This is a genomic window from Pseudonocardia sp. Cha107L01, from assembly GCF_052566575.1.
Genome location: NZ_CP199579.1, coordinates 4,010,626 through 4,032,349, shown reverse-complemented (window position 1 = coordinate 4,032,349; position 21,724 = coordinate 4,010,626). Strand labels below are relative to the sequence as shown.

Below are 21,724 nucleotides of genomic sequence, written 5' to 3'. Positions count from 1 at the left end.
GCTCGCTGAAGTCTGTGTTCATCAACAACCGGGGGAACTCCTCAGTCACGCTGTACCGCACAGGTCCACGTGATCACCCGCTGTCCCGGGTGTGGCGCCCCGGTCAGCCCTGAGCCACTCCGCAGTGGGCGACCCCCGTGGGGCTGACCGGGACACCCCCATGTGCGAGGGATCTATCGCGGCCCGGTGTCGGGGCCGCTGTTGCGGTTCTGGTGATCGGTGACCTCATCGGTGAGGTTCATGGCTTCGCGGTATCCCTCGCCCCACGCCCGGCGCGCGACGAGACGCAACACGGACTCAACATCAACATGTCCGCTGTCCAGGTCATCAAGAGCCAGCCCGACGAGGACGTCGATCCTGCCCGGTCATCTGCAGTTCATTTCCAATGCTCGTGGGAGAGCTGCGCGTCTCAAACCAGCAACGTAGTCCCCGGGGAAGGGCCTGGCGTTGCCTAGCGCTCAGCCGGAGTGACGACCGCGCGCTTGATCGCTCCAAACCCCCATTTCAGCGGCAGCCGACACCGAGGTCCGCCCATCGGTCGACCATGTCACCTTCCGACGGAAGGATCACGCAGACCCGTCCAGGTAGACATCGCACGGGATCTGGCCACCCAGCGCGTCGTCCCACTGGCCGTATCGGATTAAAACGGAGTCTCGTACTCTAAATAGTCGCTGTTGCACGTGCCGCAGTTCGCGGAGACCGGGACGGACAGGTTGGTCTGGAACCGATGATGAGAAGCCTCGGGGAGCGCGAGCGTCGGACCAAGGTCGCGTGGGAGCAGTTCGTCGGGGGCTCCAACAGGGTCGAGGGCGTGCCGACGCCGATCCTGCTGTCGTGGTATCGCTGCCGGGATGTGTATGGAGTCGACCCGTTGCACACGAGCCCGCCGGCGGCAATCGGACTGAGCACCACTGCACCGTCGCGGCACAGTGCGTTGACTCAATTGGGTGGGATCGCAGCGGTGCTAGCCGACCGGACCGACGGGGCGGTGACTACCGTGACCGATGCCGGGGGCCGCATCCTGGGCACCTGGGGTGTCGGGGTTGCGCACCGGCGCGCCACGGAGAGTCATCTTGCGCCCCTATTTACCTGGTCCGAGTCCGCGACAGGCACGAACGGGATGGGAACGGCACTGGATTCGGCCTACCCGGTGTCCGTACGGGGGCCCGAGCACTGGTGTGAGAGTCTGCATGACTGGACTTGCCATGGAGTGGCACTGGTCGACCCGGTCAAGGCGGAGCCCATCGCCGCTCTCAACATCTCCTTCTGGAGACAAGATGTCTCGCCGGCAACCTGCGCACACATGGAACAAGCGGTAGCAGCACTGCGCGCCGCGCTCGAGCAGCAGGCCCTGCGCGAGGGAACAGAGCTGGCAAAAGCCTTCTTCGAGGCCGAGCAGGCGGTTGATCGTCGCGTGCCCATACTGGCGGTGGACGTAGGCGGCAGCGTAGTCGCCGCCAACGATCGGGCCGAGGTGCTGGCAGCGATCCCGTCTACCGGTCCCGCCCTTCAGACGCGAAGCCGATCGCGCACGGTAGCACTCAGCCTCAGATCGGTCATCCGCGAAGCCAGCACACAGGCCGCGGTCGATCCGAAATGGTTAGGGCAGTGCCAGCTTAATTTGCCAGATCAGCACCTCGTGTTCGAGGTCCGCCCGATACTGTCCGGCGACGAGCTACTGGGCCTGCTGCTCATCGCCTTGGATGCCGCGGCCGGGGATCTCCCGCCAGCGGCATCGGAGGCAACGAGCGTGGTACGCCACAGTGTGATCGGGCTCTGCGACAATCGGATGATCATTTTGGGGCCGTCAGAGATCAGGTACGCCGAAGCCGACCAGCACACCGTGTGGCTGGTAACCGACCGCGGCCGTCTCCGGGCGCTGACCCGTGGCCTGGACAACCTCGAACGTGAACTGCAACCGCTCGGCTTCGTCCGTGTTCACCGTGGTTACCTGGTCAATGTGCGGCGGGTTCGCGAGGTCGAGCAGGGCCTCAGCAAAGGCACGCTGACCGTGAGCACCCAGCACCACGGTCGCGAGGCCATCCCCGTCGCGCGCCGTCACGTTCCCAGCTTGCGCGCTGCCCTGGGCATCTGAGGGATGCTCCGATGTCAAGCGGCTAGTTCAGGGTCTTTTGTGCTGGTGAGTGCGGTGTAGATCTCGGCGATGTAGCGTTTGAGGCATCGGATGATCTCTTTCTTGCTCATTCCTTCGGTGGTTCGTCGTTCGGTGTAGGCCTGGGTGCGGGGGTCCCAGCGCAGCCGGGAGAGCACGATTCGGTAGAGCGCGGCGTTGGCCTGGCGGTCGCCGCCTCTGTTGAGTCGGTGGCGGTGGGTGCGCCCGGATGAGGCGGGGAGTGGGGCGGCGCCGCACAGCATGGCGAAGGCTGCCTCTGAGCGCAGTCGTTCGGGGTTTTGCCCGGCGGTGACTAGCAGCTGCCCGGCCACGTCGGGGCCGACGCCGAGCAGTGCGTACAACCTCGGGTTGATCACCTCGACCAGCGGGGCGATCAGCGAGTCGAGCTCGTTGATCTCGTCTGTGAGTTGTTGGTGACGCCGCGCCAGCGACCGTAACGCGATCACGGTAGCGACGGCGGGGTCGGCCGCGGCGACGCGGTCGGGGCGGCGGGTGGCGCAGACCTCGATGAGGCGACGGTTGCTCAACCGGCGTAGTTGGCTGCGTAGGGAGTCGGGGGCGGTCACGATCAACGTCTTGATCTGGCGTTGGGCATCGGCGCGGTTGTTGACCGCGCCGCGGCGAGCGACGCGTAGCACCCGGAGTGCTTCGACCTGGCCGTTATGTAGTTTCGGGGTGCCGGTGCGGCGCCCGGTCAACGCGGCCCGGGCGGCGGCCTCGGCGTCGATCGGGTCGGACTTGCCCTGCCAACGCCTTGTTTTGCGTTCCGGGCGGTCGATCTCGACCATCGCCACACCGGCCAGGTGCAGATGCAGGGCAAGCCCCGCTCCGTAGGCGCCGGTGCCCTCGATCCCGACCAGTGTCACGGTGCCGAACGAGCGCAGCCAGGTCAGTAGCGACGCATAGCCAGCCGGGGTGGTCGGGAACTGGGCGACGCCCAATGTTCGGCCGGCGGTATCGATCACGGCGGCGGTGTTGGTGTCTTTGTGGGTATCCACCCCGCCCACGACCTCGAGGGTTGTGGTGGTGTTTTCGGTGGCCACGGTGTCAGCCGCCGCTGGGGATGACGACGGAGTGCCGGGTCTGCGCCGTTGAGCTTGCAGATCCGGTCTGGTTCGGGCGAGTCGTGTTGACCGTGTTCGTCGGCGCCGTCACCGTGACGATCTTCGGGTCGGGGTAGGCCACGGCCCTCCCGCTGTGTCCTTGGCCGGAAGCGTGCGGGAGGGCCGTGTGGTTGCGCTCGGAGGCGCGATGCTCACGGTAGAGACCGATGTGGTCGCGGTCGAGGAACGTCTCCGATCGGGGCAGTTGGTGTGTCCGGGATGCGCGGGCGTGCTGGCCGGATGGGGCCGGGCTCGCGCCCGGACGGTCCGCGGGCCGGACAGCCCGGTTCGGATGGTGCCGCGGCGATCACGGTGCACCGGCTGCCGGGCGACGCATGTGCTGCTCCCGGTGGTGGTGCTGGTCCGCCGCGCGGACACCGCCGCGGTGATCGGGGCGGCGTTGGCGGCGAAGGCGACCGGTGTCGGGCACCGCCGGATCGCGGCGTTGTTGGCCCGGCCGCCGGAGACGGTGCGTGGCTGGTTGCGGCGCTTCGCCGCCCGGGTCGACGGGGTCCGCGCGGTGTTCACCCGGTGGTGCCGGGCGCTGGCGTCGGATCCGGTTCTGCCTGGGCCGGCCGGGTCGGCGTGGGCGGACGCGATCGCCGCGCTCACCGCCGCTGCCGCGGCGCTTGCGACCCGGTTCTCCGTCGTCGAGGTGCCGGTCTGGCAGGTAGCCGCCGCGGTCTCGGCAGGCCGGTTGCTGCTGCCGGGCTGGCCCGCTCTGACCGGGCGGGGCTGATCAACACGAGTTGCCCCTGATGCTGGGTGATCTTCCTCGGTGAGGCTCGCCGCTTGTTCTGTCCGACGAGCGTGACGAGGAGGTGGCTCACCCATGGCAGTGAGACACGACGAAATAGCGGTACGAGCGGAGCGGGCCCGAGCGATCGGGCTGTTCCGCTATCAGCTGATCCGCGAGGCCGCTGACCCGCGGCTGTCGAGCAAGGCCCGGGGCCGGCTGGTCCGTGAGATCGCCGCGCGTGAACACCTCGACCCAGCCGGGCGGCGCCGCACGATCTCCCGCGACACGCTGGACCGGTGGATCCGGGCGTGGCGCCGGGGTGGGTTCGACGCGTTGGTGCCTGACCCGCGCCAGTCCGCACCCAGGCTGCCGGTCGAGGTGATCGAGATGGCGGTCGCGCTCAAGCGCGAGAACCCGTCCCGGACCGCGACTCAGGTTCGGCGCATCCTGCGCTCTCAGATGGGGTGGGCGCCCGGGGAACGAACCCTGCAACGCCACTTCGCCCAGGACCCGCGGATCGCCGCCGCGCTCGGGGCGCTCGCCGCTGGCGGACCCGGGAGCGAGGCGGTGTTCGGCCGGTTCGAAGCTGACCGGCCCAACGAGCTCTGGACCGGTGACGCCCTGCACGGCCCGACCGTCGGCGGCCGCAAGACGTATCTGTTCGCGTTCCTCGACGACCACTCCCGGGCGATCGTCGGGCACCGGTTCGGGTTCGCCGAGGACACCGTGCGCCTGGCCGCGGCGCTGCGCCCGGCGCTGGGCTCGCGCGGCGTCCCAGACGGGGTCTATGTCGACAACGGGTCGGCGTTCGTCGATGCCTGGCTGCTGCGGGCCTGCGCGACACTCGGGATCCGGTTGATCCACTCCACCCCGGGCCGACCGCAGGGCAGGGGGAAGATCGAGCGGTTCTTCCGGACCGTCCGCGAGCAGTTCCTCGTCGAGATCACCGGGAAGCTCACCGGCGAGCCCGGCCGGCACCTGGTCGCGGATCTGGACGAGCTGAACCTGTTGTTCACCGCCTGGGTCGAGACCGTCTATCACCGCCGAGTCCACTCCGAGACCGGGCACCCACCGCTGGCACGCTGGCACGCCGGCGGCCCGTTCCCGCTCCCCGCACCCGCCGCGCTGGCCGAGGCGTTCCTCTGGGAGGCCCACCGCACGGTCACCAAGACCGCGTTGGTGTCATTGCAGGGCAACACCTACCAGGTCGACCCGATCCTGGTCGGGCACCGCGTCGAGCTGGTGTTCGACCCGTTCGACCTCACCACAGTGCAGGTTCGGGTGCGTGGTGTCCCAGCCGGGACAGCGATCCCGCACCGCATCGGCCGCCACTCACATGTCAAGGCGCGACCCGAAACCCCACCTGAAGCGCCCGCGGCGACCGGGATCGACTACGCCCGCCTGATCGCCGACGCGCACCAGACCGAGCTCGCCCACGGCGTCAACTACGCCGCGCTGAGCAACGCCGCCGTCGAGCTGCCCGGTCAGCTCGACCTGCTCACCGGCACCGAGCTCAGCGCCGGCGAGATCAACCGGGAGGTGGCGTCGTGATCGACCGGCTGCAAGGTTTCTTCGGGTTCACCCGCACCCCGTTCGGCCGCGACCTCGCCCCCGGGATGCTGCACCGCCACGCCAGCCACGGCGAGGCCGTCGCCCGAATCGGCTGGTGCGTCACCGAACACCGGATCGGAGTGATCACCGGCGAGGTCGGGGCCGGGAAGACCGTCGCCGTCCGCGCCGCGCTCGCCGCCCTGGACCCCACAAGACACACCATCATCTACCTGCCCAACCCAACCGTCGGGGTCCGCGGCATCCACCACCAGATCGTCGCCGCCCTCGGGCAGCGACCCCTGACCCACCACGCCACCCTGGTCCCACAGACCGTCGACGCCCTCGCGGTCGAGCAGGTCGAACGCGGCCGCACCCCCGTCGTGGTCATCGACGAAGCCCACCTGCTCGATCACGCCCAGCTCGAGTCGATCCGCATGCTCACTAACCACGACATGGACTCCACCAGCCCGTTCGCCTGCCTGCTCGTCGGCCAGCCGACCCTGCGGCGAAGGATGAAACTCGGCGTCCTCGCCGCACTGGACCAGCGAATCGGACTGCGCTACGCCATGCCCCCGATGACCGGCGAGGAGACCAGCAGCTACCTACGACATCACGTCGCACTCGCCGGACGGTCCGACACCCTGTTCTCCGACGACGCCACCGCGCTAATCCACCAAACCAGCCGCGGCTACCCACGCGCGGTCAACAACCTCGCCGTCCAGGCGCTGGTCGCCGCGTTCGCCGCGGACAAGGCCATCGTCGACGAGTCCTCCACCCGCACCGCCGTCGCCGAAGTCACCGCCGACTGATCACGACCACGCCACCCTGACGACCACCGCGCCACCCCGACGACCAGGCCCCGTCCGGCACCCGCCGACGGGGCCTGCTCACGACCCCGACATCGGCACACTGAACGACGCGGTCGTCTGCATCCTCAACGGCGGCCAACAGCCACGGCCGTGTCACAGGTGGGGAGCTGTGTCGTGGCATCGTGCTGTGTCATCGTGGGGATGACCGTCCTGTTCTCTCGACCGGGCAGGGCGGCACGCACCAACCCGGCGAGCGGACAAAACAGTGATGGGTGCCTGCTGGCACAGGCTCCTATGAAGTCACAACCGCCACGTTTGGTGAGTGCAAGCGAGCCCCGCGGCGGACCGACCGACACATCCCGTTAAAGACCCGAAGTCAGTTAGAGGCTGGGTCAGGACGACCGCCGCGGGGCTCACCTACATCCTCACTGTTAGAAGTGGGCTGGGATGGCCCTGATCGAGAGTCCCGGCGGGTCCGTGACGCCCGATCAGAGCGACCCCGCCTCGATCAAGCCTGACTGAGCATTGGCCTGTTCACCTCGGTGATGGTGTCGATGGTCTCCATCTCCTTGGTGAACTCGACGAACTCGTCGTCCATCAGGGCACGCGGGTTGAAGGTCGGACTCGCCAGCACACCGTGGACCCGGCGGCGCTGCATGCCGAAGTTCCCGCCGTCATAGATCGGGAAAATTGCGGCCTCCCGCAGGTACTTCTCGAACATGTGCTTCTTGTCCGCGCTGTTGACGCCCACGACCTGCATGCACTTGTAGACGCTGTCGAACAGAGTCTCGGTACAGAACGTCTTGTTCATCGCGCCGATCAGCTCGCCATGGTAGTCATGGCCGTCGATGTAGTGCGCGGCCTTCCAGCAGAAGTAGCGGCAGGCCTCGATCCTGGCGGCGACATCGCCGAGCACGTAGCCTACGTTCTGGAAGTGGATCATCGGATGCGGTGCGCCGGCGGTGTAGGTTTTGGCCCATTTCAGCGCCGCTTCGTAGGCCGCCCTGGCAACGCCCACGGCGGCGATCCCGGCCACCGGTCCCGACCAGGCGAAGTTGCGGTTGATCAGCAGATCACCATTGCCGTAGGTCCCCTCGACCAGGTTCTCCGCCGGGATCCGCGCATCCTCGAAGATGATCTCCGAGTTGGGTGTGAGGCGGTGTCCGAAGCTATCGATGATGTTGTACGTGACTCCCGGCGTGCCCCGCTCGACAAGCACGGCAGACAGACCCTCGGTGCCACCCTTGTCCGGGTCGGTCCGCACCACCACCAGGTTGATGTTGGCGCCCTGGCCGTCCCAGCCGCCAACATTGCACGGCCAGTACTTGCGCCCATTGAGGACGAAGGAGTCGCCGTCGCGACGCGCGATGACACCGATCCCGACCGGGTGCGGCAGCGGCGCGTCGAAGTTCGCGGTCCCACCAGGCTGCCCCGGTGGCTCGCTCGCGGCGTACCCGGCGATCCACTCCCCAGATGAATCCGACGTAGCGGCCGACATCACCCGCTTCTTCTGTTCTTCGTTGCCCCAGTACCAGACCGGCAGCAGAGCCAGCCCATTGACCAGGACGGTGCAGGCGAAACCCGGGTCGACCGCGCAGATCTCCTCAGCTGCCAGGATCAGCTCGACGTTAGTCAACCCACCTCCCCCGTACTCCTTGGGAAGCATCCCGAACGCGATACCACGCTTGTACGCCTCCACATAGGCCGGCTTGGTCATCTGGAACGCCTTGAGCGGGTCAGGTTCCGCATCAGCCGCGCGGACCACCGGGGCAAGCACGTTCACGGCGAAATCACGCGCCAGCAGCTGCACTTTCCGCTGGTCCTCACTGAGGGTGAAGTCGATAGCCATCTGATCGTTCTCCCGTCTGGGCAAGGGGGCTGACACCCAGCGCCGCCCTCGGCGTGACGAGCACTCCGGCGGCCCCGCAGCAGCCACCATGCAACGGCGAGGATCCACCAGGAAGATCTTCGGCACGAGCGGCGCCCGACGCCCCGCCAGCGGCTACCAGGCCGGCATGAGCGGCGCGGGCAATCAGTCCATGACGAACGGGTCGTAATGGATGTGATCCAGCGGGGTGCCCGCGACCAGCATGCGCGAGACGGTCGCGCGGATCATGGCCGGCGAGCCGCAGACCACCACATCACGATCGACCCAGGCTCCGTAACGGGTGATCACGTCGGCCAAGGTGCCGAGCTCCGCGCTCGCACCGGGCTCCTCGCATTCCACGACTGGGATCACGTTCAACCAGGAGTTGCGGTAAGACAGTTCGCGAAGGCTGGCGAAGTCATAGAGATCCGACCAACCATGCCCACCGACGAACAGCTCGGTCCGAGGACTGTCGGACTGCTGGGCCAGCTGTTCGAGCATCGCCTTGATCGGGGCAAGCCCGGTACCACCGGCAACCAGCAGCAGCCCTCGGCCCGGGGTGCGGTGAAACGGTAGTTGCCCCATCGGGGGGCCGATTCTCCACGTGTCCCCCGCCTGGGTGTGCGCGACGATCGCCCGGCTGACCCAACCATCGGGAACCGCACGGACATGGAACTCCAAGATGCCGTCCTCGCGGGGCGCGTTGGCCGGGGAAAAGTACCGCCACAGCCGCGGCCGCCTCGGCGTCTCCACGCTGAGATACTGCCCGGCCTGGTAAGGAATGGGTGCACCGGTCTGCACCCGTACCACCGCCACATCCCAGCTCAGCCGGCGATGGGCGATCACCCTGCCCAGCCAGCTCGCCGGCCCGGTCTCGGCCTCCGCCGCCCGCGACATCAACCCGGTGATCAGTTCGAACGCCTGCACCCAGGCCTGCTCGGTCTCCCGCGACCAGGCCGGGCCGTTGAACTGGCGAACCGCGCTGATCAACGCCTGGCTGAGCGCAGCATAGTGGCGAGCCAGCACACCGAACTTGCGGTGGTCGCGGCCGAGTTGGGCCAAGAACGGAGCCAGCTGATCGGGCTGGTCAACCATGTGCACCACGTGCACTACCGCGCGTAACAGTCGCCCACGCTGGACCTGCATGTTGATCGGGAACAGCTCGCGCGTCTCGGGGGCCTGTTCGAACAGCAGTGCATAGAAGTGCTTCGCCAGGTCGTGGGACTCGGGTTCCACCCTCGCCCAGCTCTCCCGGATCAGTGCGACGACGCTCTCGGCCCCGGCCGCTCCCCCGTGCCCCACCGGCCCGGTGTACAGACCATTAGCCCGCGCCTGGTCGGCGGAGTTCAGTCGAGGGGCAGTCACTTCAGACCGCGCGAGCGTCGGTTCACCGTCGGCCGAGGGGTCCCCGGGGACGTCGCCCCGGCACGGTTGGAACCCGCGTGAACGGTTGGTTCCAGGCGTGCAATGCAGAGGTGCGGCCGCACGAACGGCTCCAGACTGGTGCGCCCGACGGGTGCGCCCATCTGTTCCAGCGCGCCGCGCATCAAGCCCAGATGCAGTGAGCACACCACTTCGGGGCTCTTCTCGGCCACTGATCGGAACGGGCATCTATGCAACCGGATCAGCACCTGCCGACCCTCACGCTTGACCTCGGGTTCAAAGCCCAGCTGCGCGAACCGCGCACTGACCTGGCTCGCGGCCTGTTCCAGACTTGGGCTCTCGGCGCTGTCGCGCGGGGTGGCCCGCGAGAGGGCCGCTTCCCGACCGGCTCGTTCAGCTCGCCGCGCACGCTCCCCTGGTGACTCGTCCCAGTGAGCTGCCAGCATGGTCGCGAGAAGCTCGTAGCCCGCCAGGTCCTGCCCACGCCGCCGCTCGGCGAGCAGGTAAACCAGCCGTGGACGCCCACGTCCCCCACCACGCTCGGAATGGGCCACCACCAGCCCTACCTCACGCAGTATGTCCAGGTGAAACCGCGCGGTGGTGATGTGCAACCCGCACAACTCGGCGAGTTCCCGCACGTCCAGACCACAGTCGCTTGCCCGCAGCGCCTTCATCAGACGCACCCGGCTCGCTCCGACCAAGCCAGGATGCAGCGCCCCGTCCCCTACCTCATGCCGCTGTCCATCGACCACGCCACGACCCTAGATTAAAAAGGAGTTCAATGCTGCAAAAATTCACTGCAACCCGACGACCTGCCACCCCTCCCTGGATGATCTTGCTGGGTGCCGATTCCTCGGTTAGTCACTTCATCTTGATCTTTCTGTCTCGAAATCGTCGGATGCCAGTTCGGGGACGGCGTGGCACTCGTTCGAGGAAATCCGGTGGGGACTGCGGCGCGGGCGGAGCTCTGTCGGTGTGGTCGCCGGCCTACGCCGCCAACCACACGACGGACGCACGGCTCTGCGCCGTGCCGCCCTCCAAGGCCCGGAGTCGCCCGGGTACGCCGGCAACCTCTGACTGAGATCGGCGTTAAGGACCCGAGTCGAGCGGGCCGATCTTCGACCCCCGGCACCCCGGAGGTCGACTACCTCAGCTACACCACCCGACCCAACCCCAACAGCCCAATCCCCACCGTCGCGGCTCGTCGCCCGCGTGCTGCATCCCAGGCCTGGCGGTGATCCCGCGATCGCGGCTCCCGGGCGAGACGGGATTGCCATTCCCCCACGTACTCCCACTGCCCACCCGGGGCAGCCGGACTTGGAAGAAGGGTGTGTCGCGATGCCCAATGCGGTGCTCGATCAGTCCGCCGCCGACCCGGTGGCCTCACACGACGCCAGTTCCCTCACGGGTGCACGCCGGCCCGATGGCTGCAGCGTTGTCGCACAGGCCAGCATCCGGCCGTGGGCCTGGATGCGCCAGGCCTGCCAGAAAGGTGACCCCATCCGGGAAGTATTCGCTTACGACCACGCTCAGCAGACAGCCCCGGACCGTGCCGTTCCCGATCAGCGTCGCCACCGCGAAAAAAGTGAACCGCCGCACAGAGGAGCAAGACATAAATTCGGGCTCCCTACTAGGGACTCCGACATGGCCCGTCTCGCGGATCCGTACGCCAGATGATAATCCGCTCTTTCGGAACAGGGATGCTCATGGAAAGTGATCCGAGGTGCGGCGCTATACCAGCCGCACCAACGGGCGAAGACCCAGCTCGACCGCCCGCTCGGGGGTGGTCACGATGCGGATCGCGGCGCCGTCGTTCTGGCCCGACGCGTTGCCGGCGGTGACGGTGGCTTCCGGGTCCTCCGGCAGCCGCACCGGCGCAGTCGTCCCAATGTCTCGACGTCGGGATCCGGCCGGACATGTTCGTCACGGTCCACCACGGTGTCTCCCCGCCGGCCCGGCACGGAGACCGGATGATCTCCTCGACGAACCGGAGGTCGACCTGCGCCGCTGCCGCCCGCCGGCGTGACCGCCGCCGCGCGGAGATCCGCCTCCAGTCGCGGCGAATGGGACACACCGGCCCGATGGCATGCCTCGATGCCGACCAGCAGGTGCTGAAGGGCTTGCACGGTCAGATCCGACTCAGCACAACCACCGCGGCGGCGGCTTGATCCACCGCGCCAAGCACGGCCAGTGACCTCTGTGAGGCTTGCGGTACGTCGACTGTGACCGCCCTCCGCAGCCGCACGCAGCTGAGCAGGCACCTTACTCAGCATCCCACCACTCGTGTCTGTCCCCGTGGTGGACCTGGTGGTGCCGGGGCTGGGGTCGTAGCGTGTGATCTATGCAACACAGCGATCCTTCGCCTGAGGCGGTGTTCGGCGCCCGGGTCAGAGCGCTGCGCGGGGAGATCGGGATCCCGCTGGAGTCGCTGGCCGCCACGCAGTGCTTGCCACCGCCGGCGCCGCGATGACCCCTGGCGAGCTAGCGCGGTCGGAAAGCGGAGAGCGCCCGATCCGGCTGAATGAGGCGGTGGCACTGGCCGCGATCATGGACATGACTGTCGAGGAAATGCTGCGCCCGACGCCTTCACCAGAAGAGCAGCTGCGCCGCGCCCAGGAAGCGTTGGGGCAGACGAGCGCGCGGGTGGCCGAGGCCAGAGCCCAGTACGACTTCGCGAAGACTCGACTGCACAAGCCTCAGAATCCACTAGCCCACACCAGCACCGACGACAGCGGCGATGCGGCAAGCCCGCCGCCCGCCAATCTGTCCGCCGCCATTCACAACAACAACGGAGGATCCGATGGACTTCACCTCGCTCAAGGACAAGGCCATGCAGCTGCTGGGTAAACACCCCGACAAGGTCAACCAGGCCATCGACAAGGTCAGCGAGATCGCCAAAGGCAAGGTCGCCGGACACGACGAGCAGATCGACAAACTCGCCCAACAGGCCAAGGACCACACTCCCGGCACCGAGGCGCCGCCCCCGCAACCACCCACTGACCCCACCCCAGGGAACTAGGTCGATCAGGGAACGATCCCCCGCAACGTCTACCGGGGTGTCCTCGGTGGTCTGGGTGTGGCCGTGGGCGAAGTAGCCGGTACCGAACCAGGTCTGATCGATATGAAGATCGGCGGTGCGCCTGGCGAGTAAATCGCCAGGGTTGGTCAAATCCGGTTGGGTTGGCCACGAAAGGACCGGCCAGAGCGGTGACAGCGGCACGCAATGGCCACAGCGCGGGCCATTTCCAGCCGCCGGCGGCCAGGGCCGCACCGGCGCGCAGCTAATCCAGGCGGACTGAAGTCCACCACTGCCGCGAGAGCCTCGCTATCGAACAGGAGATTCGCCGAGCTGTAGTCACCGTGCAGCACCTGGCAACTCAACTCCGGCAGCCCTGTCAACGGGTCCGGTATACGTTCCCACTCAGCGCGTCGTTCGACGAGCGTCCGCGCGGCTATCTCGTCGAAATCATCAGCGCCGTGCGCTGGCCGACACGCCCGGCCAGGAGCGTCCGAAACCCGCGCGGCATCCTCGCACTGCCGGTCGTTTTTGGGACGCTCCACTGCCATGGCGCGAGTGGGGTTGCGCCCGGCCATTAACCCGCGAGCAGAACGGGGCGGCAGGCGTCACTCGTCGGTGAGCAGGTGGCGTAGCAACCGGTCGGGGCTGGCAAGGAATCCGCGAGTCAGGATGACCGGCTCGACGTCGTCGTAGCCGACCTGCTCGATCGCGCCGTGCCCGTCGATCTGCAGGATCCCGGCGCCGGGCACCGCGAGCAGGATCCGCGAGTGCATGGCCACCACGAACTGGCTTCCCTGGGCGACCAGTTCCGCGATCCGCACCACCAGCGCCATGCAACCGCGCGCGGACAGCGCCGCCTCCGGTTCCTCCAGCAAGTAGAGCCCACCGGGGCCGAACCGGTGCCTGACCAGGTTCAGATCGGCCCGAGGCCGGACGGGAGCCGCTTGGAAAGCGATGTTCCATACCGGTTACGTGCCGTAGACGCGCGCCGCGGCCGGACTTTCTGTGATCAAGGTGCACGGTATTCCCGTGTGCAAGTGCTAGGTCACAACCCGGGCCATATCCAGGCGGACAGCGGTGTTCGGTAGCGCCTTGCAGTACCAGGAGCACACCTCGGGCTGGTACTCATGCGGCCGTTCGTGCTCGCATGGCGGGATGGGAGCCGCGGATCGGGTGACGCGGCAAAGCTCGCCTCGACAGCGGCAGCGACGGCGTCCGAGGTGAAGTTCATCGTGTTCAGCCTCGTACCGCAATGTCATCGAAGTGGCGAACCGCGGGCACCTCGGCGAAGAAATGCGCCATCTTGGTCGCGAACTCCGCGCCGGCGTCGCTCGCGGGGAATACCTCGAGGTGGTCCTTCAATGTTGCCCAGCGCACCCGGAGAAGGTACGAAGCCGGCTCCTCGGAGTCCCGGAACAGCGCCGCTTCGAGACATCCGGTCGCACCGGTCAGGACGGGCTCAGCGTCAAGGAAAGCTGCCTCGAACTCCTGCTCCCGGCCGGCCGTGATCTTGAGGTATGCGTGTTCGACAACCATCTCGCTCCTGTTTCACACCGCTGTCATCGATCAGGTCCAGTCAGCCTCGACCGGGTTGTTCCGGACGTCCCACTCCACTAGGAGATGGTCCGGGCCCCGGAACGAGGTGTTCGGCGAGTAGCTGAAAGTCTGGTCCTCGACGAGCCTCATGTGGGGCAGCCGACGGCTCAGCTCTTCCAGGAAGATCTGCATCTCCACCCGGGCCAGTGGGGCGCCCAGGCAAAGGTGACGGCCGTTGCCGAACGCGAAATGCTTCCTGGCGTTGCGCCGCGTGATGTCGAACCTCTCAGGTAAGGGGAAGACCGACTCGTCGTGGTTCGCCGAACCGGTGACTGCCAGGACCTTAGAGCCGGCTGGAATGGTGATGTCCCCGATCACAGCGTCCTTGACCACCTCACGACGCCATGCGATGACCGAGGAGCTGTAGCGCAGAATCTCCTCGACCGCGTTGGGCACCAGTGACGGGTCCGCGCATAGCGCGTCCCACTGGGCACTGTTCTCCAGCAGTGCCCGCATGCCGTTCGCGGTGGCGTTGGTGGTCGTCTCATGTCCGGCGAACAGGAAGTTCATCATCGTGGTGATCAGGTAGTTCTCGTCGAACAGTTCCTCGTTGCCGTCGGATCGCCAGGATCTGATCAGTTCGCTGATGTAGTCGTCCGTTTGCTCTGTGAGACGGCGCTGGACGTGCTCCTTTGCGTATGTCCAGTACTGGCCCATCCCGGCGGCCAGCTGGGTCTGATCCTGATCCGACGGATAGCCCCAGGTGAACAGGGCCAGACGACCGGAGAATTCCTTGGCGCGCTCCACGTCCTCGTCGGGTACACCCATGACCGCGAAGGCCACCAGGGCGGGGATTTCCCAGGCGAAGTCGGCGACGAGATCGGCATGCCCTCGCCGGATGAACCCGTCGATGTAGCGGTTGGCCAGCTCCCGGATCCGGGGTCGCACCGCCTCGATCCGCCGAGGAGCTACCAGTGCATTGCGGACGTGCTGACGACGTTTAGTGTGGACCGGTGGGTCCTCGTTGACCAGGCTCGGCCCCATCGCCATCTCGGCCTTGACCAGTTCTTCGACCGCGGCTGGGCAGAGTTCCTTGAGCGGGGTGATGGAGATCGACGCGGAGAAGGTGTCGGTGTCCTGGAAAACCTCGCGGACGTCAGAGAAGCGGCTGACGATCCAGTAGCCCAGCCGCGGGCTGTGGAAGACCGGCGCCTGCTCACGGGCGATCCGCCAGAACGCGTACGGATCGGCCAAATACGGCTCGTTGAACGGATCGAAGCTGTCCGCGATGTGGCTGACAGGGCAACCCGCTGGGACCGATATGGGGGTCGAGGTCGCACTCGTTGACGGTGCCATAGTCGGTTCCTTCTATTGGGTGGGACGGGCATCACCGGTCGCCCCATGACGTCGGAGGCTCCGGGTGAGCGAGTACGGGCTCAGCGAGACCAACTCAGACGTCGAGGGTGAGAGGTTCGTCGGCGCCGAGCAACATCCGCCCGTATGCCTCCTTGCCCAGCTCTGGCATCACGAGAGCGTGCCGGCCGGCGATCTCGGAGTCGCGCCAGATCCGACTCATAACGTTCGCGTCCGCGAACGAAGACGCACCATTCGCGGTCATCAACCTGTCCAGGCCGTCTTTGACCAGCTCGCTGATAACGCCGGTGTCCATGCGCACCCGAGCGCGGGTGAGCTTGTCCAGCTGCACTCCGCGCGACGCGGCACCATCAATGTCCGCGCAGGCGCGCTGCATCAGCAGCTCGGCCTGGTCGAACTGCGTGGCCGCCTCGGCGACACCCACCTGGTGGGTCGGCGAGTTCCGAGCGTTCGTGTAGCAGGTGTACGCGACGTTCTTCTTCGGCAGGTTCGCAAGCGTCCGCTCCATGGCGTGACGGGCCAGGCCCACCTGCGCGCCGACCAGAACGAGCGCGGCGACGGGGAGAAAGGCCATGTTGGAGTTCTGCTCGTCGGCCTTATGCGTTGTCCTGAACTGTCCCTCCACCATGTCGGTGAACCGCTGGATGCGGTGATCGGGCACGAAGTAGTCCTCGATGACGATGGTGTCGCTGCCCGAGCCCTTCATACCGGTGACGAACCAGGTCGGCTCGATCGTCCACGCGCTCGACGGAATGAGCGCCAGCGCGCGCGGGTCGCCGTTGTCCAGGCCGATCCCCAGAGTGGCCCAGGTCGCGGCGAACGAGCCGGACGAGTAACCCCAGCGGCCGCTGACGAGGTACCCGCCATCGACCCGCTCTGACTTTAGCGGCGGGGAGAAGATGCCACAGGCTTTCGCGTTCGGGGCCGAGAACATGTCCTGCTGTGCCTCGTCGGAGAACGTCGTCGCGAACCACGAGCAGACGTTGAGCAGGGCGACCGCCCAGGCAGTCGAGCCGTCACCGCGACCTACCTCGGCGACGGTCTCCATCATCGTCCGGAGATTCGTCTCCACACCTCCGAGCCGCTGGGGCACGAGAAGCTTGAGCAGTCCGGCCTCCTCGAGTGCGGCGACGACCTCGGGCACCACACGGCGATCCTCGGAGGACTTCTCCGCGTGCTCCCTAATCAGCGGAACAAGGGAGGTAGCCCGGGCAACCACGTCCGCATCAGCTGCGATACCGGCACCGGTCCGGGCCGCATTAGGGCGATCAAGAATGTCGGTCATAATTTCCTCCGGTTACCAGCTCTACTCTGGATCCAGACACTAGGCGAGTGAAGGATTTGTTCCAGCCGCGTTGCGACGGCCGCAGTACAAAACGCGAACCGGTAGAGCGGCGTTCGGGGAATTGTTATAGATCCGGACATGCCTGCCCGTGGAGCCGGGGCGGGGAAGCCATCCGTGTGCGGACAGCACTGCGTCTACTACGCCGGACGGGGGGTGGCGCCCACCGTGACTTACGACCCGAGAGGGTGCAGCCGACGCAGAACCTGCAACTCAGACCGGGTCGGCGGCGCAGTCTCCGCAGTCTGCTCCACCGCGCGCAGATCCCAACCTGTTTCAGCAGCGACGACGTCCCAGTTCATGCCTGGGTGCAGGCTCGTAAGCACCCGGCTCACGGCTGTTCGGATCTGGCTTCAGCGCCCGCAGGCCTGCCCCTTCACTACCGCCTCGCCGGGTCGGGGATCAGGCACCGTGATCGTCTCCACCGCCACCGGCTTGCCCTTGGTGTGCGAGACGACCCCGCGTACCTGGCTCACCACGGACGCCGCCACTCAGCACAGCTACTCACCGGCAGGCCCTTTGTCCTTCATCACAGCCGAGTTGGTTCCGAACATCCGATGGCTGTAAACCAACGGCCGAAGTTCACCTGAGTGGGATGCGTGGGTGACGACGCAGAACAGAACGTTGTGATCACCGTCCTGGACGAATTCCACAACATCGCAGGTGAGCCATGCGGAGGCACCGTCTACATAGGGAAGGTCCCCGGGACCGATCGTCCAACTCGCGCTGCTGTTCTTATCGTCGGACCTGGTGGCGAACAACTTTGCCACGGAGTCCTGATCGTGGCTGAGCAGGCTGACCGACAACCGACGCACGTTCACGAGATGCCCGAGTAGGCGGCTTTCACGGTCTAACGCGACGCTGACCATGGGCGGCCGAAGAGACAGCGAGCAGAACGCCGTCACCGTTGTTCCATGGAGCTGGCCGTCGGCCGTGCGGGTGCCGATAACGGTGACTTGCTGACACAGCGTACCCATCACCGAACGGAAGGTATCGGTATCGATCGGGGTCGCGGGTTGCGACTGACGCAGTATTTTCGCGGTCATATCATCGCATCTATATTAACATTGAAGGGCACCACGTAAATCACGGCGTCGCACCGTCCGACTTCGCACTGGCACCCTGCCAGCACCGGTTCGCTTTCGCAGATCTAAAGAGACAATAAGACGCAACTGAAGCAAGCATAAGTCGTATTGCGACTCTGAATGCAGGTTCACGCACAGGGATTAGCCAGTCGTGCAGATCTTGCGTGGTCCGCTCCCTCGGGGGGATCGACCCCGCGCATCTTGGGTCGTTGCTACACCCGAAGTTGGTGGGCACGGTCAACTTGCTCAGAAGATGAGGCGTAATGCTATCGACGAACGCCACGTGGGCGGGCCTCAGAACGTCACCTGTGCCGTGGCTCAATACAAGGACCGCCGCGACGGATTCGGCGAGGGATCGGCGCCCTGCGTCGGTCCTGGCCGGATCACGTCCTCGCCCAGCCAAAACACGAGTTACCCACGACGCCGGGCCCGCGCGACGGATTGCGACGGCGATTCCCCGAACTCACTCTGGTAACGCATGGAGAAACGACCAGGATGATTGAACCCCCATCGATAAGCCACCTCCGACACATTGCCGTTGCCGCCGAGCAGGTCGACGCGAGCCTGCTCGAGCTTGATCTTTCGTTGATACTGGGTAGGGGTCGTGTTCAGGGTCTCCTGAAACGCGATCTGCAACCTACGGGCGCCGACGCCTGCGTGACGCGCCAATTCGGACAAGGTGTAGTTCACCTGGGGATTAGACTCGATCAAGTCCATGACCCTCTTGACTGTGCGCGGACGCGCAGGAGCTACCGGGGTTAGCAGCTCTTCGAGATAGTCATGTCCCTGCGTGTGAAGCAGTCCCGCGATAATCAGACGTTCCAGGTATGCGCGATGACTGCTGGACCGCTCGAGCAGACCGTCCTCCCGGTCGATCTCCTCAATCAGGAACCGAATCGTGGCCAGCCAACTGACCGCAGGAGCGGTTGTCAGATCAAGTGCAAGATCGAACTGAATGTCTCTGGGGATCGGATGACCGAGCAAGGCCTCGAGCTCATCCTCGACTGAAGTCTTGGCGATCTTGATACAGAGCTGCGCGGCGTCAGCACTCCACCAAGGCAGCACTGTGTGCTCCCGGGGCGTGAAGACCGCACCGCGACCAGGTGTTGCGAGAGCCTGCCGGGGTCCACACTCCGACGCCACTTGCCCAGCGAGCGGCACGTTGATGTGGTAGGCACCCAACGCCCCCGGATCGACCATGGCCTCCGAGCCGAAGCGCACGAAACCCATGGTGATGTTTTCCAGACGGACAGCGCTCAGCAGGGAAGTCTTCAGGTCGGCGTTGTGACTGAGGGTTTCCACGCGCGCTGGGTAGAAGTAGCTGTTCAACTGAGCACGGAACTCGTCGAGCAGACCAGAACGGCAGACCGCGCGGTGAATCAAGAGACCGTTTGCTTGGTCGATGTTCCAGTGAGGCACGGTCGCCACTGCGGGGGTGGGGACGGGCTCCCGCGATCTCATGTGGCGCTCCCTCCGGGCGCTGCACTGGTGGTGCACTCCTGGCCTCGGCTAGTGGATAGTGGAGCTCACGGGTAGCAGTGTCAACGGCGCGAACGCATGCCTCCGGACCACGTTCGAGGCGCAGTTCGCATCCTGGCTAACCAGGTGCGCGATTCGAGCGCCAGATTCCCCGCAACTGTGCGGAAAGTTCTCTTCGACGTACGCGAGCGACAGGTCAGTGGTTCGGACGCTGGGGGACCGGACGCCCGTGCTGTCCGCCCGGCGGAAAATCGGCGCGCTGCCCCCGCAGGCCAAGGCAGAGGCGGGCAAGCGCGTCAACGAGGCCCGGCTCGCCGTGCAGGCCGCGTACGACGACCTCCGTGTCGAGCTGACCGCCGAGCGCGACCCCTGGGTGCTGCTCGAGGGAGCGGGTGAGCGTCACCCTGCCCTGGGACCGCTCGCTGGCGGAAAGCCGCACCTACACACCCACCCTGTGCAACATCACCGGCACCGTTCGCTAATCTCTCCCGCCCCGACGCTCGAACTCGGATCGCCTTCAGGCGTCCACGCAACCACTCACCCCGTGCGGTGCACACGCTGAGCGAGCTCGGCGTGAACAGACTGGAGCGCTGCGCTGCCCAGCATGTAGTCGTCCTCGGTGGCGTCGAGCTGCCTGCGCTTCCGGATCGGCGCGAGCGGGTGAGCCGGGTCCAGGGAGTCGATCTCCCGGGCCAGTGGACATCCTGGTCAACAACGCTGGCATCATCATCAACAAGGAACGTCGTCGACATGACCCTCGACGACTGGAACTCGGTCCTCGCCGTCAACGCGACCGGGGCGTTCCTGCACTCCCGCGAGGCAATGCGCGCGATGATCCCCCAGAGGTCGCGGGCGATCGTCAACGTCGGCTCGTACGCGTGCTACCAGGCGTTCCCGACTATCGCGGCGTACGCGGCCTCGATCAGTAGGTCGCATGAGCTGCACAGGGTTCGTGGCACCCACAGGCGAGGATCTCGGGGCGCAGACGGCGCGGGTACGCAGGACGATTTCGCAGAAGCACCACCAGCCCGGGGTTCGAGTCCGGTCAGCGCGCGGGCTCCGCGGTCGGGGCGGCGTCCACCGACTCGGTGGTGCCGCCCGCGCCCGGCTCGGCGATCGGGGCCGACTCCGTTACCCCGGTCGGGCGAACCACGATCACGGGACAGTGGGCATGCAACACGCATTGCAGACCGACCGAGCCGAGCAGCATGCTGGCGAAGCCACCGCGACCGCGGTGACCCAGTACCAGCACATCGACCTCGCCGGACTTATCGATGAGCACCCCGGCGGCAGGTCCGGCCGCGACCACAATCTCCACCGGCGGCGGCTGGGCATCGCCGGCCAGCGCTTCCTCGACCATGCGCCGGGTCTATGCCTCGACGTCGGCCTCGATCGCCGTCTCGGACACCGTCAGTGGCTGAGTGCGCCCGTGCACCGAGTACTCCGGAAAGTAGGTAGATACGACGCGCAGTCGGGCACCCCGCCGGTTGGCCTCGGCCACCGCGTACTTCAGGGCGGTGCCGGACTCGGGGGAGCCGTCCACCCCGACAAGGACAATTTGTGACTGAGTCACGAGCCTTCACCTCCTCGACCGGGCCAGACGCAACCGCGCGGCCGGCAGAATCAGAGTGTGCCCAGGCACCGTCCCGGGCATACCGCCGAACGACCCGGATCCGCCGGATCCCTCGGCCCGCCACACACGCGCCCGGAGGGGGCGAGCGGGTATCCCCGCATGACCCAGGCCTGTCCGAGCAGCGGAGCCCACCGGTTCTCAGACATCCCCCTCGCCCGGTCTCCTTAGTGATCAAGAGGCCGGGGTGTCAAGCGTCTCTGTCAGTTTCATACCACCGCCGCAGCCGGACAGGTCGGCCACGAGCACCGGGCTCCCCCAACCCCGACAAGCGAGCCGGATCGGACAGAGAGTGGTTGGTGAGTGAATGACGAGTGCAAGCGGGAGCGCGGTGAACCACGGGGTACCAAGAGCGACGGCGATGCCCCCTACCTCCCTGGACAACCGCGACCCTCAATCCGCGCCCGAGCCGCGCCCGAGCCGCGCCCGAGAAGACCAGCACATGACGACACCATCCGGCACTCCCCGACACACCCCACCGCACCTGAGCAGTCCAAACGGCACAACGCGACACCTCGCGGCACGGTCCGACACCCCTGAACGCTGACTCTTAATCAGCGGGTTCGAGGTTCGACACCCCGGTGTGACGAGCCAAGTCGCTGTTCTGTATCCCGACCAGGCCCCACTACCAGACCTGTTGGTAATCCTCCTTGCTGATGCCATCGATCGGGCC

18 protein-coding genes and 4 pseudogenes are annotated in these 21,724 nt (G+C 66.5%); 8 read left to right on the top strand and 14 right to left on the bottom strand.

The features are described from left to right. Window positions 1–811 precede the first annotated feature (811 nt). On the top strand, window positions 812–2,095 hold the full coding sequence (locus tag ACTXG6_RS18925) for a LytTR family transcriptional regulator DNA-binding domain-containing protein (RefSeq protein ID WP_445189134.1): 1,284 nt from the start codon (window positions 812–814) through the stop codon (window positions 2,093–2,095). 14 nt (window positions 2,096–2,109) lie between these two features. Here ACTXG6_RS18925 and ACTXG6_RS18920 read toward each other — a convergent pair whose 3' ends face one another. After that, window positions 2,110–3,177 (bottom strand): IS110 family transposase, encoded by a 1,068-nt coding sequence (locus ACTXG6_RS18920; protein WP_445189133.1) that lies wholly within the window; start codon window positions 3,175–3,177, stop codon window positions 2,110–2,112. A gap of 208 nt (window positions 3,178–3,385) precedes the next feature. Between ACTXG6_RS18920 and ACTXG6_RS18915 the strand changes: the two genes are divergently transcribed. The 3 genes from ACTXG6_RS18915 to ACTXG6_RS18905 all read left to right on the top strand — a co-directional run bounded on the left by ACTXG6_RS18915 (window position 3,386) and on the right by ACTXG6_RS18905 (window position 6,336). After that, the gene (locus tag ACTXG6_RS18915; RefSeq protein WP_445186885.1) at window positions 3,386–3,976 is read left to right on the top strand and encodes a hypothetical protein; all 591 of its coding nucleotides are present in this window, start codon (window positions 3,386–3,388) and stop codon (window positions 3,974–3,976) included. A 93-nt stretch (window positions 3,977–4,069) separates the two neighbouring features. Beyond that, complete coding sequence (locus ACTXG6_RS18910; RefSeq protein ID WP_445186884.1) at window positions 4,070–5,527, top strand: DDE-type integrase/transposase/recombinase; 1,458 nt, start codon at window positions 4,070–4,072, stop codon at window positions 5,525–5,527. After that, window positions 5,524–6,336: an ExeA family protein gene (locus ACTXG6_RS18905; protein WP_445186883.1), complete on the top strand. Its 813-nt coding sequence runs from the start codon at window positions 5,524–5,526 to the stop codon at window positions 6,334–6,336. The genes ACTXG6_RS18910 and ACTXG6_RS18905 overlap by 4 nt, the downstream gene beginning before the upstream one ends. Window positions 6,337–6,844: 508 nt before the next feature. On the opposite strand, the gene ACTXG6_RS18900 is transcribed toward ACTXG6_RS18905, so the two are convergent. From ACTXG6_RS18900 to ACTXG6_RS18885, 4 genes and pseudogenes are all read right to left on the bottom strand, one after another. Then, the gene (locus ACTXG6_RS18900; RefSeq protein WP_445189132.1) at window positions 6,845–8,185 is read right to left on the bottom strand and encodes an acyl-CoA dehydrogenase family protein; all 1,341 of its coding nucleotides are present in this window, start codon (window positions 8,183–8,185) and stop codon (window positions 6,845–6,847) included. Between the two features lie 183 nt (window positions 8,186–8,368). After that, complete coding sequence (locus tag ACTXG6_RS18895; RefSeq protein WP_445189131.1) at window positions 8,369–9,568, bottom strand: FAD-binding oxidoreductase; 1,200 nt, start codon at window positions 9,566–9,568, stop codon at window positions 8,369–8,371. Beyond that, complete coding sequence (locus ACTXG6_RS18890) at window positions 9,565–10,260, bottom strand: helix-turn-helix transcriptional regulator (protein ID WP_445189130.1); 696 nt, start codon at window positions 10,258–10,260, stop codon at window positions 9,565–9,567. The genes ACTXG6_RS18895 and ACTXG6_RS18890 overlap by 4 nt, the downstream gene beginning before the upstream one ends. Before the next feature lie 1,060 nt (window positions 10,261–11,320). Beyond that, window positions 11,321–11,615 (bottom strand): annotated as a pseudogene (locus ACTXG6_RS18885) (acetyl-CoA C-acyltransferase); the annotation flags it as partial. Window positions 11,616–12,115: 500 nt separating this feature from the next. Here ACTXG6_RS18885 and ACTXG6_RS18880 point away from each other — a divergent pair. Together ACTXG6_RS18880 and ACTXG6_RS18875 are read left to right on the top strand one after the other, a co-directional pair. Beyond that, window positions 12,116–12,433 carry a hypothetical protein gene (locus ACTXG6_RS18880; protein WP_445189129.1) on the top strand — a complete coding sequence of 106 codons (318 nt, stop codon included), beginning with the start codon at window positions 12,116–12,118 and terminating at the stop codon, window positions 12,431–12,433. Then, a complete protein-coding gene (locus ACTXG6_RS18875; protein ID WP_445189128.1) occupies window positions 12,387–12,605 on the top strand; it encodes an antitoxin in 219 nt (72 codons plus the stop codon). The genes ACTXG6_RS18880 and ACTXG6_RS18875 overlap by 47 nt, the downstream gene beginning before the upstream one ends. Before the next feature lie 146 nt (window positions 12,606–12,751). Here the strand turns inward: ACTXG6_RS18875 and ACTXG6_RS18870 are convergent, their stop codons facing one another. From ACTXG6_RS18870 to ACTXG6_RS18835, 8 genes are all read right to left on the bottom strand, one after another. Beyond that, window positions 12,752–13,153, bottom strand: coding sequence for a phosphotransferase (locus ACTXG6_RS18870; protein WP_445189127.1), 402 nt, complete (start codon window positions 13,151–13,153; stop codon window positions 12,752–12,754). A 57-nt stretch (window positions 13,154–13,210) separates the two neighbouring features. Beyond that, window positions 13,211–13,480, bottom strand: coding sequence for a hypothetical protein (locus ACTXG6_RS18865; RefSeq protein ID WP_445189126.1), 270 nt, complete (start codon window positions 13,478–13,480; stop codon window positions 13,211–13,213). A gap of 361 nt (window positions 13,481–13,841) precedes the next feature. Beyond that, complete coding sequence (locus ACTXG6_RS18860; RefSeq protein WP_445189125.1) at window positions 13,842–14,141, bottom strand: antibiotic biosynthesis monooxygenase family protein; 300 nt, start codon at window positions 14,139–14,141, stop codon at window positions 13,842–13,844. 30 nt (window positions 14,142–14,171) lie between these two features. Continuing rightward, window positions 14,172–15,395, bottom strand: a complete 1,224-nt coding sequence (locus tag ACTXG6_RS18855; RefSeq protein WP_445189124.1) for a cytochrome P450 — start codon at window positions 15,393–15,395, stop codon at window positions 14,172–14,174. 196 nt (window positions 15,396–15,591) lie between these two features. Next, window positions 15,592–16,800, bottom strand: a complete 1,209-nt coding sequence (locus ACTXG6_RS18850) for an acyl-CoA dehydrogenase family protein (protein WP_445189123.1) — start codon at window positions 16,798–16,800, stop codon at window positions 15,592–15,594. Window positions 16,801–17,210: 410 nt separating this feature from the next. Next, a complete protein-coding gene (locus ACTXG6_RS18845) occupies window positions 17,211–17,348 on the bottom strand; it encodes a hypothetical protein (RefSeq protein WP_445189122.1) in 138 nt (45 codons plus the stop codon). Window positions 17,349–17,357: 9 nt separating this feature from the next. Next, window positions 17,358–17,903 carry a flavin reductase family protein gene (locus ACTXG6_RS18840; protein WP_445189121.1) on the bottom strand — a complete coding sequence of 182 codons (546 nt, stop codon included), beginning with the start codon at window positions 17,901–17,903 and terminating at the stop codon, window positions 17,358–17,360. A gap of 450 nt (window positions 17,904–18,353) precedes the next feature. Next, the gene (locus ACTXG6_RS18835) at window positions 18,354–19,403 is read right to left on the bottom strand and encodes an AraC family transcriptional regulator (RefSeq protein ID WP_445189120.1); all 1,050 of its coding nucleotides are present in this window, start codon (window positions 19,401–19,403) and stop codon (window positions 18,354–18,356) included. Between the two features lie 229 nt (window positions 19,404–19,632). On the opposite strand from ACTXG6_RS18835, the pseudogene ACTXG6_RS18830 reads away from it, so the two are divergent. Both ACTXG6_RS18830 and ACTXG6_RS18825 read left to right on the top strand, forming a co-directional pair. Beyond that, window positions 19,633–19,840: pseudogene (locus ACTXG6_RS18830) on the top strand (phenylalanine--tRNA ligase subunit alpha); the annotation flags it as partial. A 130-nt stretch (window positions 19,841–19,970) separates the two neighbouring features. Further along, window positions 19,971–20,330 (top strand): annotated as a pseudogene (locus tag ACTXG6_RS18825) (SDR family NAD(P)-dependent oxidoreductase); the annotation flags it as partial. A 136-nt stretch (window positions 20,331–20,466) separates the two neighbouring features. Here ACTXG6_RS18825 and ACTXG6_RS18820 read toward each other — a convergent pair. Continuing rightward, window positions 20,467–20,994 (bottom strand): annotated as a pseudogene (locus ACTXG6_RS18820) (universal stress protein). Between the last annotated feature and the right edge of the window lie 730 nt (window positions 20,995–21,724).

What these genes read in the sequence shown, in the direction of transcription:
- ACTXG6_RS18915 (WP_445186885.1), top strand. Translation starts at nt 3,386, where the DNA reads ATGCTCACGGTAGAGACCGATGTGGTCGCGGTCGAGGAACGTCTCCGA.
- ACTXG6_RS18910 (WP_445186884.1), top strand. Translation starts at nt 4,070, where the DNA reads ATGGCAGTGAGACACGACGAAATAGCGGTACGAGCGGAGCGGGCCCGA.
- ACTXG6_RS18900 (WP_445189132.1), bottom strand. Translation starts at nt 8,185, where the DNA reads ATGGCTATCGACTTCACCCTCAGTGAGGACCAGCGGAAAGTGCAGCTG.
- ACTXG6_RS18890 (WP_445189130.1), bottom strand. Translation starts at nt 10,260, where the DNA reads ATGAAGGCGCTGCGGGCAAGCGACTGTGGTCTGGACGTGCGGGAACTC.
- ACTXG6_RS18875 (WP_445189128.1), top strand. Translation starts at nt 12,387, where the DNA reads ATGGACTTCACCTCGCTCAAGGACAAGGCCATGCAGCTGCTGGGTAAA.
- ACTXG6_RS18870 (WP_445189127.1), bottom strand. Translation starts at nt 13,153, where the DNA reads ATGGCAGTGGAGCGTCCCAAAAACGACCGGCAGTGCGAGGATGCCGCG.
- ACTXG6_RS18860 (WP_445189125.1), bottom strand. Translation starts at nt 14,141, where the DNA reads ATGGTTGTCGAACACGCATACCTCAAGATCACGGCCGGCCGGGAGCAG.
- ACTXG6_RS18850 (WP_445189123.1), bottom strand. Translation starts at nt 16,800, where the DNA reads ATGACCGACATTCTTGATCGCCCTAATGCGGCCCGGACCGGTGCCGGT.
- ACTXG6_RS18840 (WP_445189121.1), bottom strand. Translation starts at nt 17,903, where the DNA reads ATGACCGCGAAAATACTGCGTCAGTCGCAACCCGCGACCCCGATCGAT.
- ACTXG6_RS18835 (WP_445189120.1), bottom strand. Translation starts at nt 19,403, where the DNA reads ATGAGATCGCGGGAGCCCGTCCCCACCCCCGCAGTGGCGACCGTGCCT.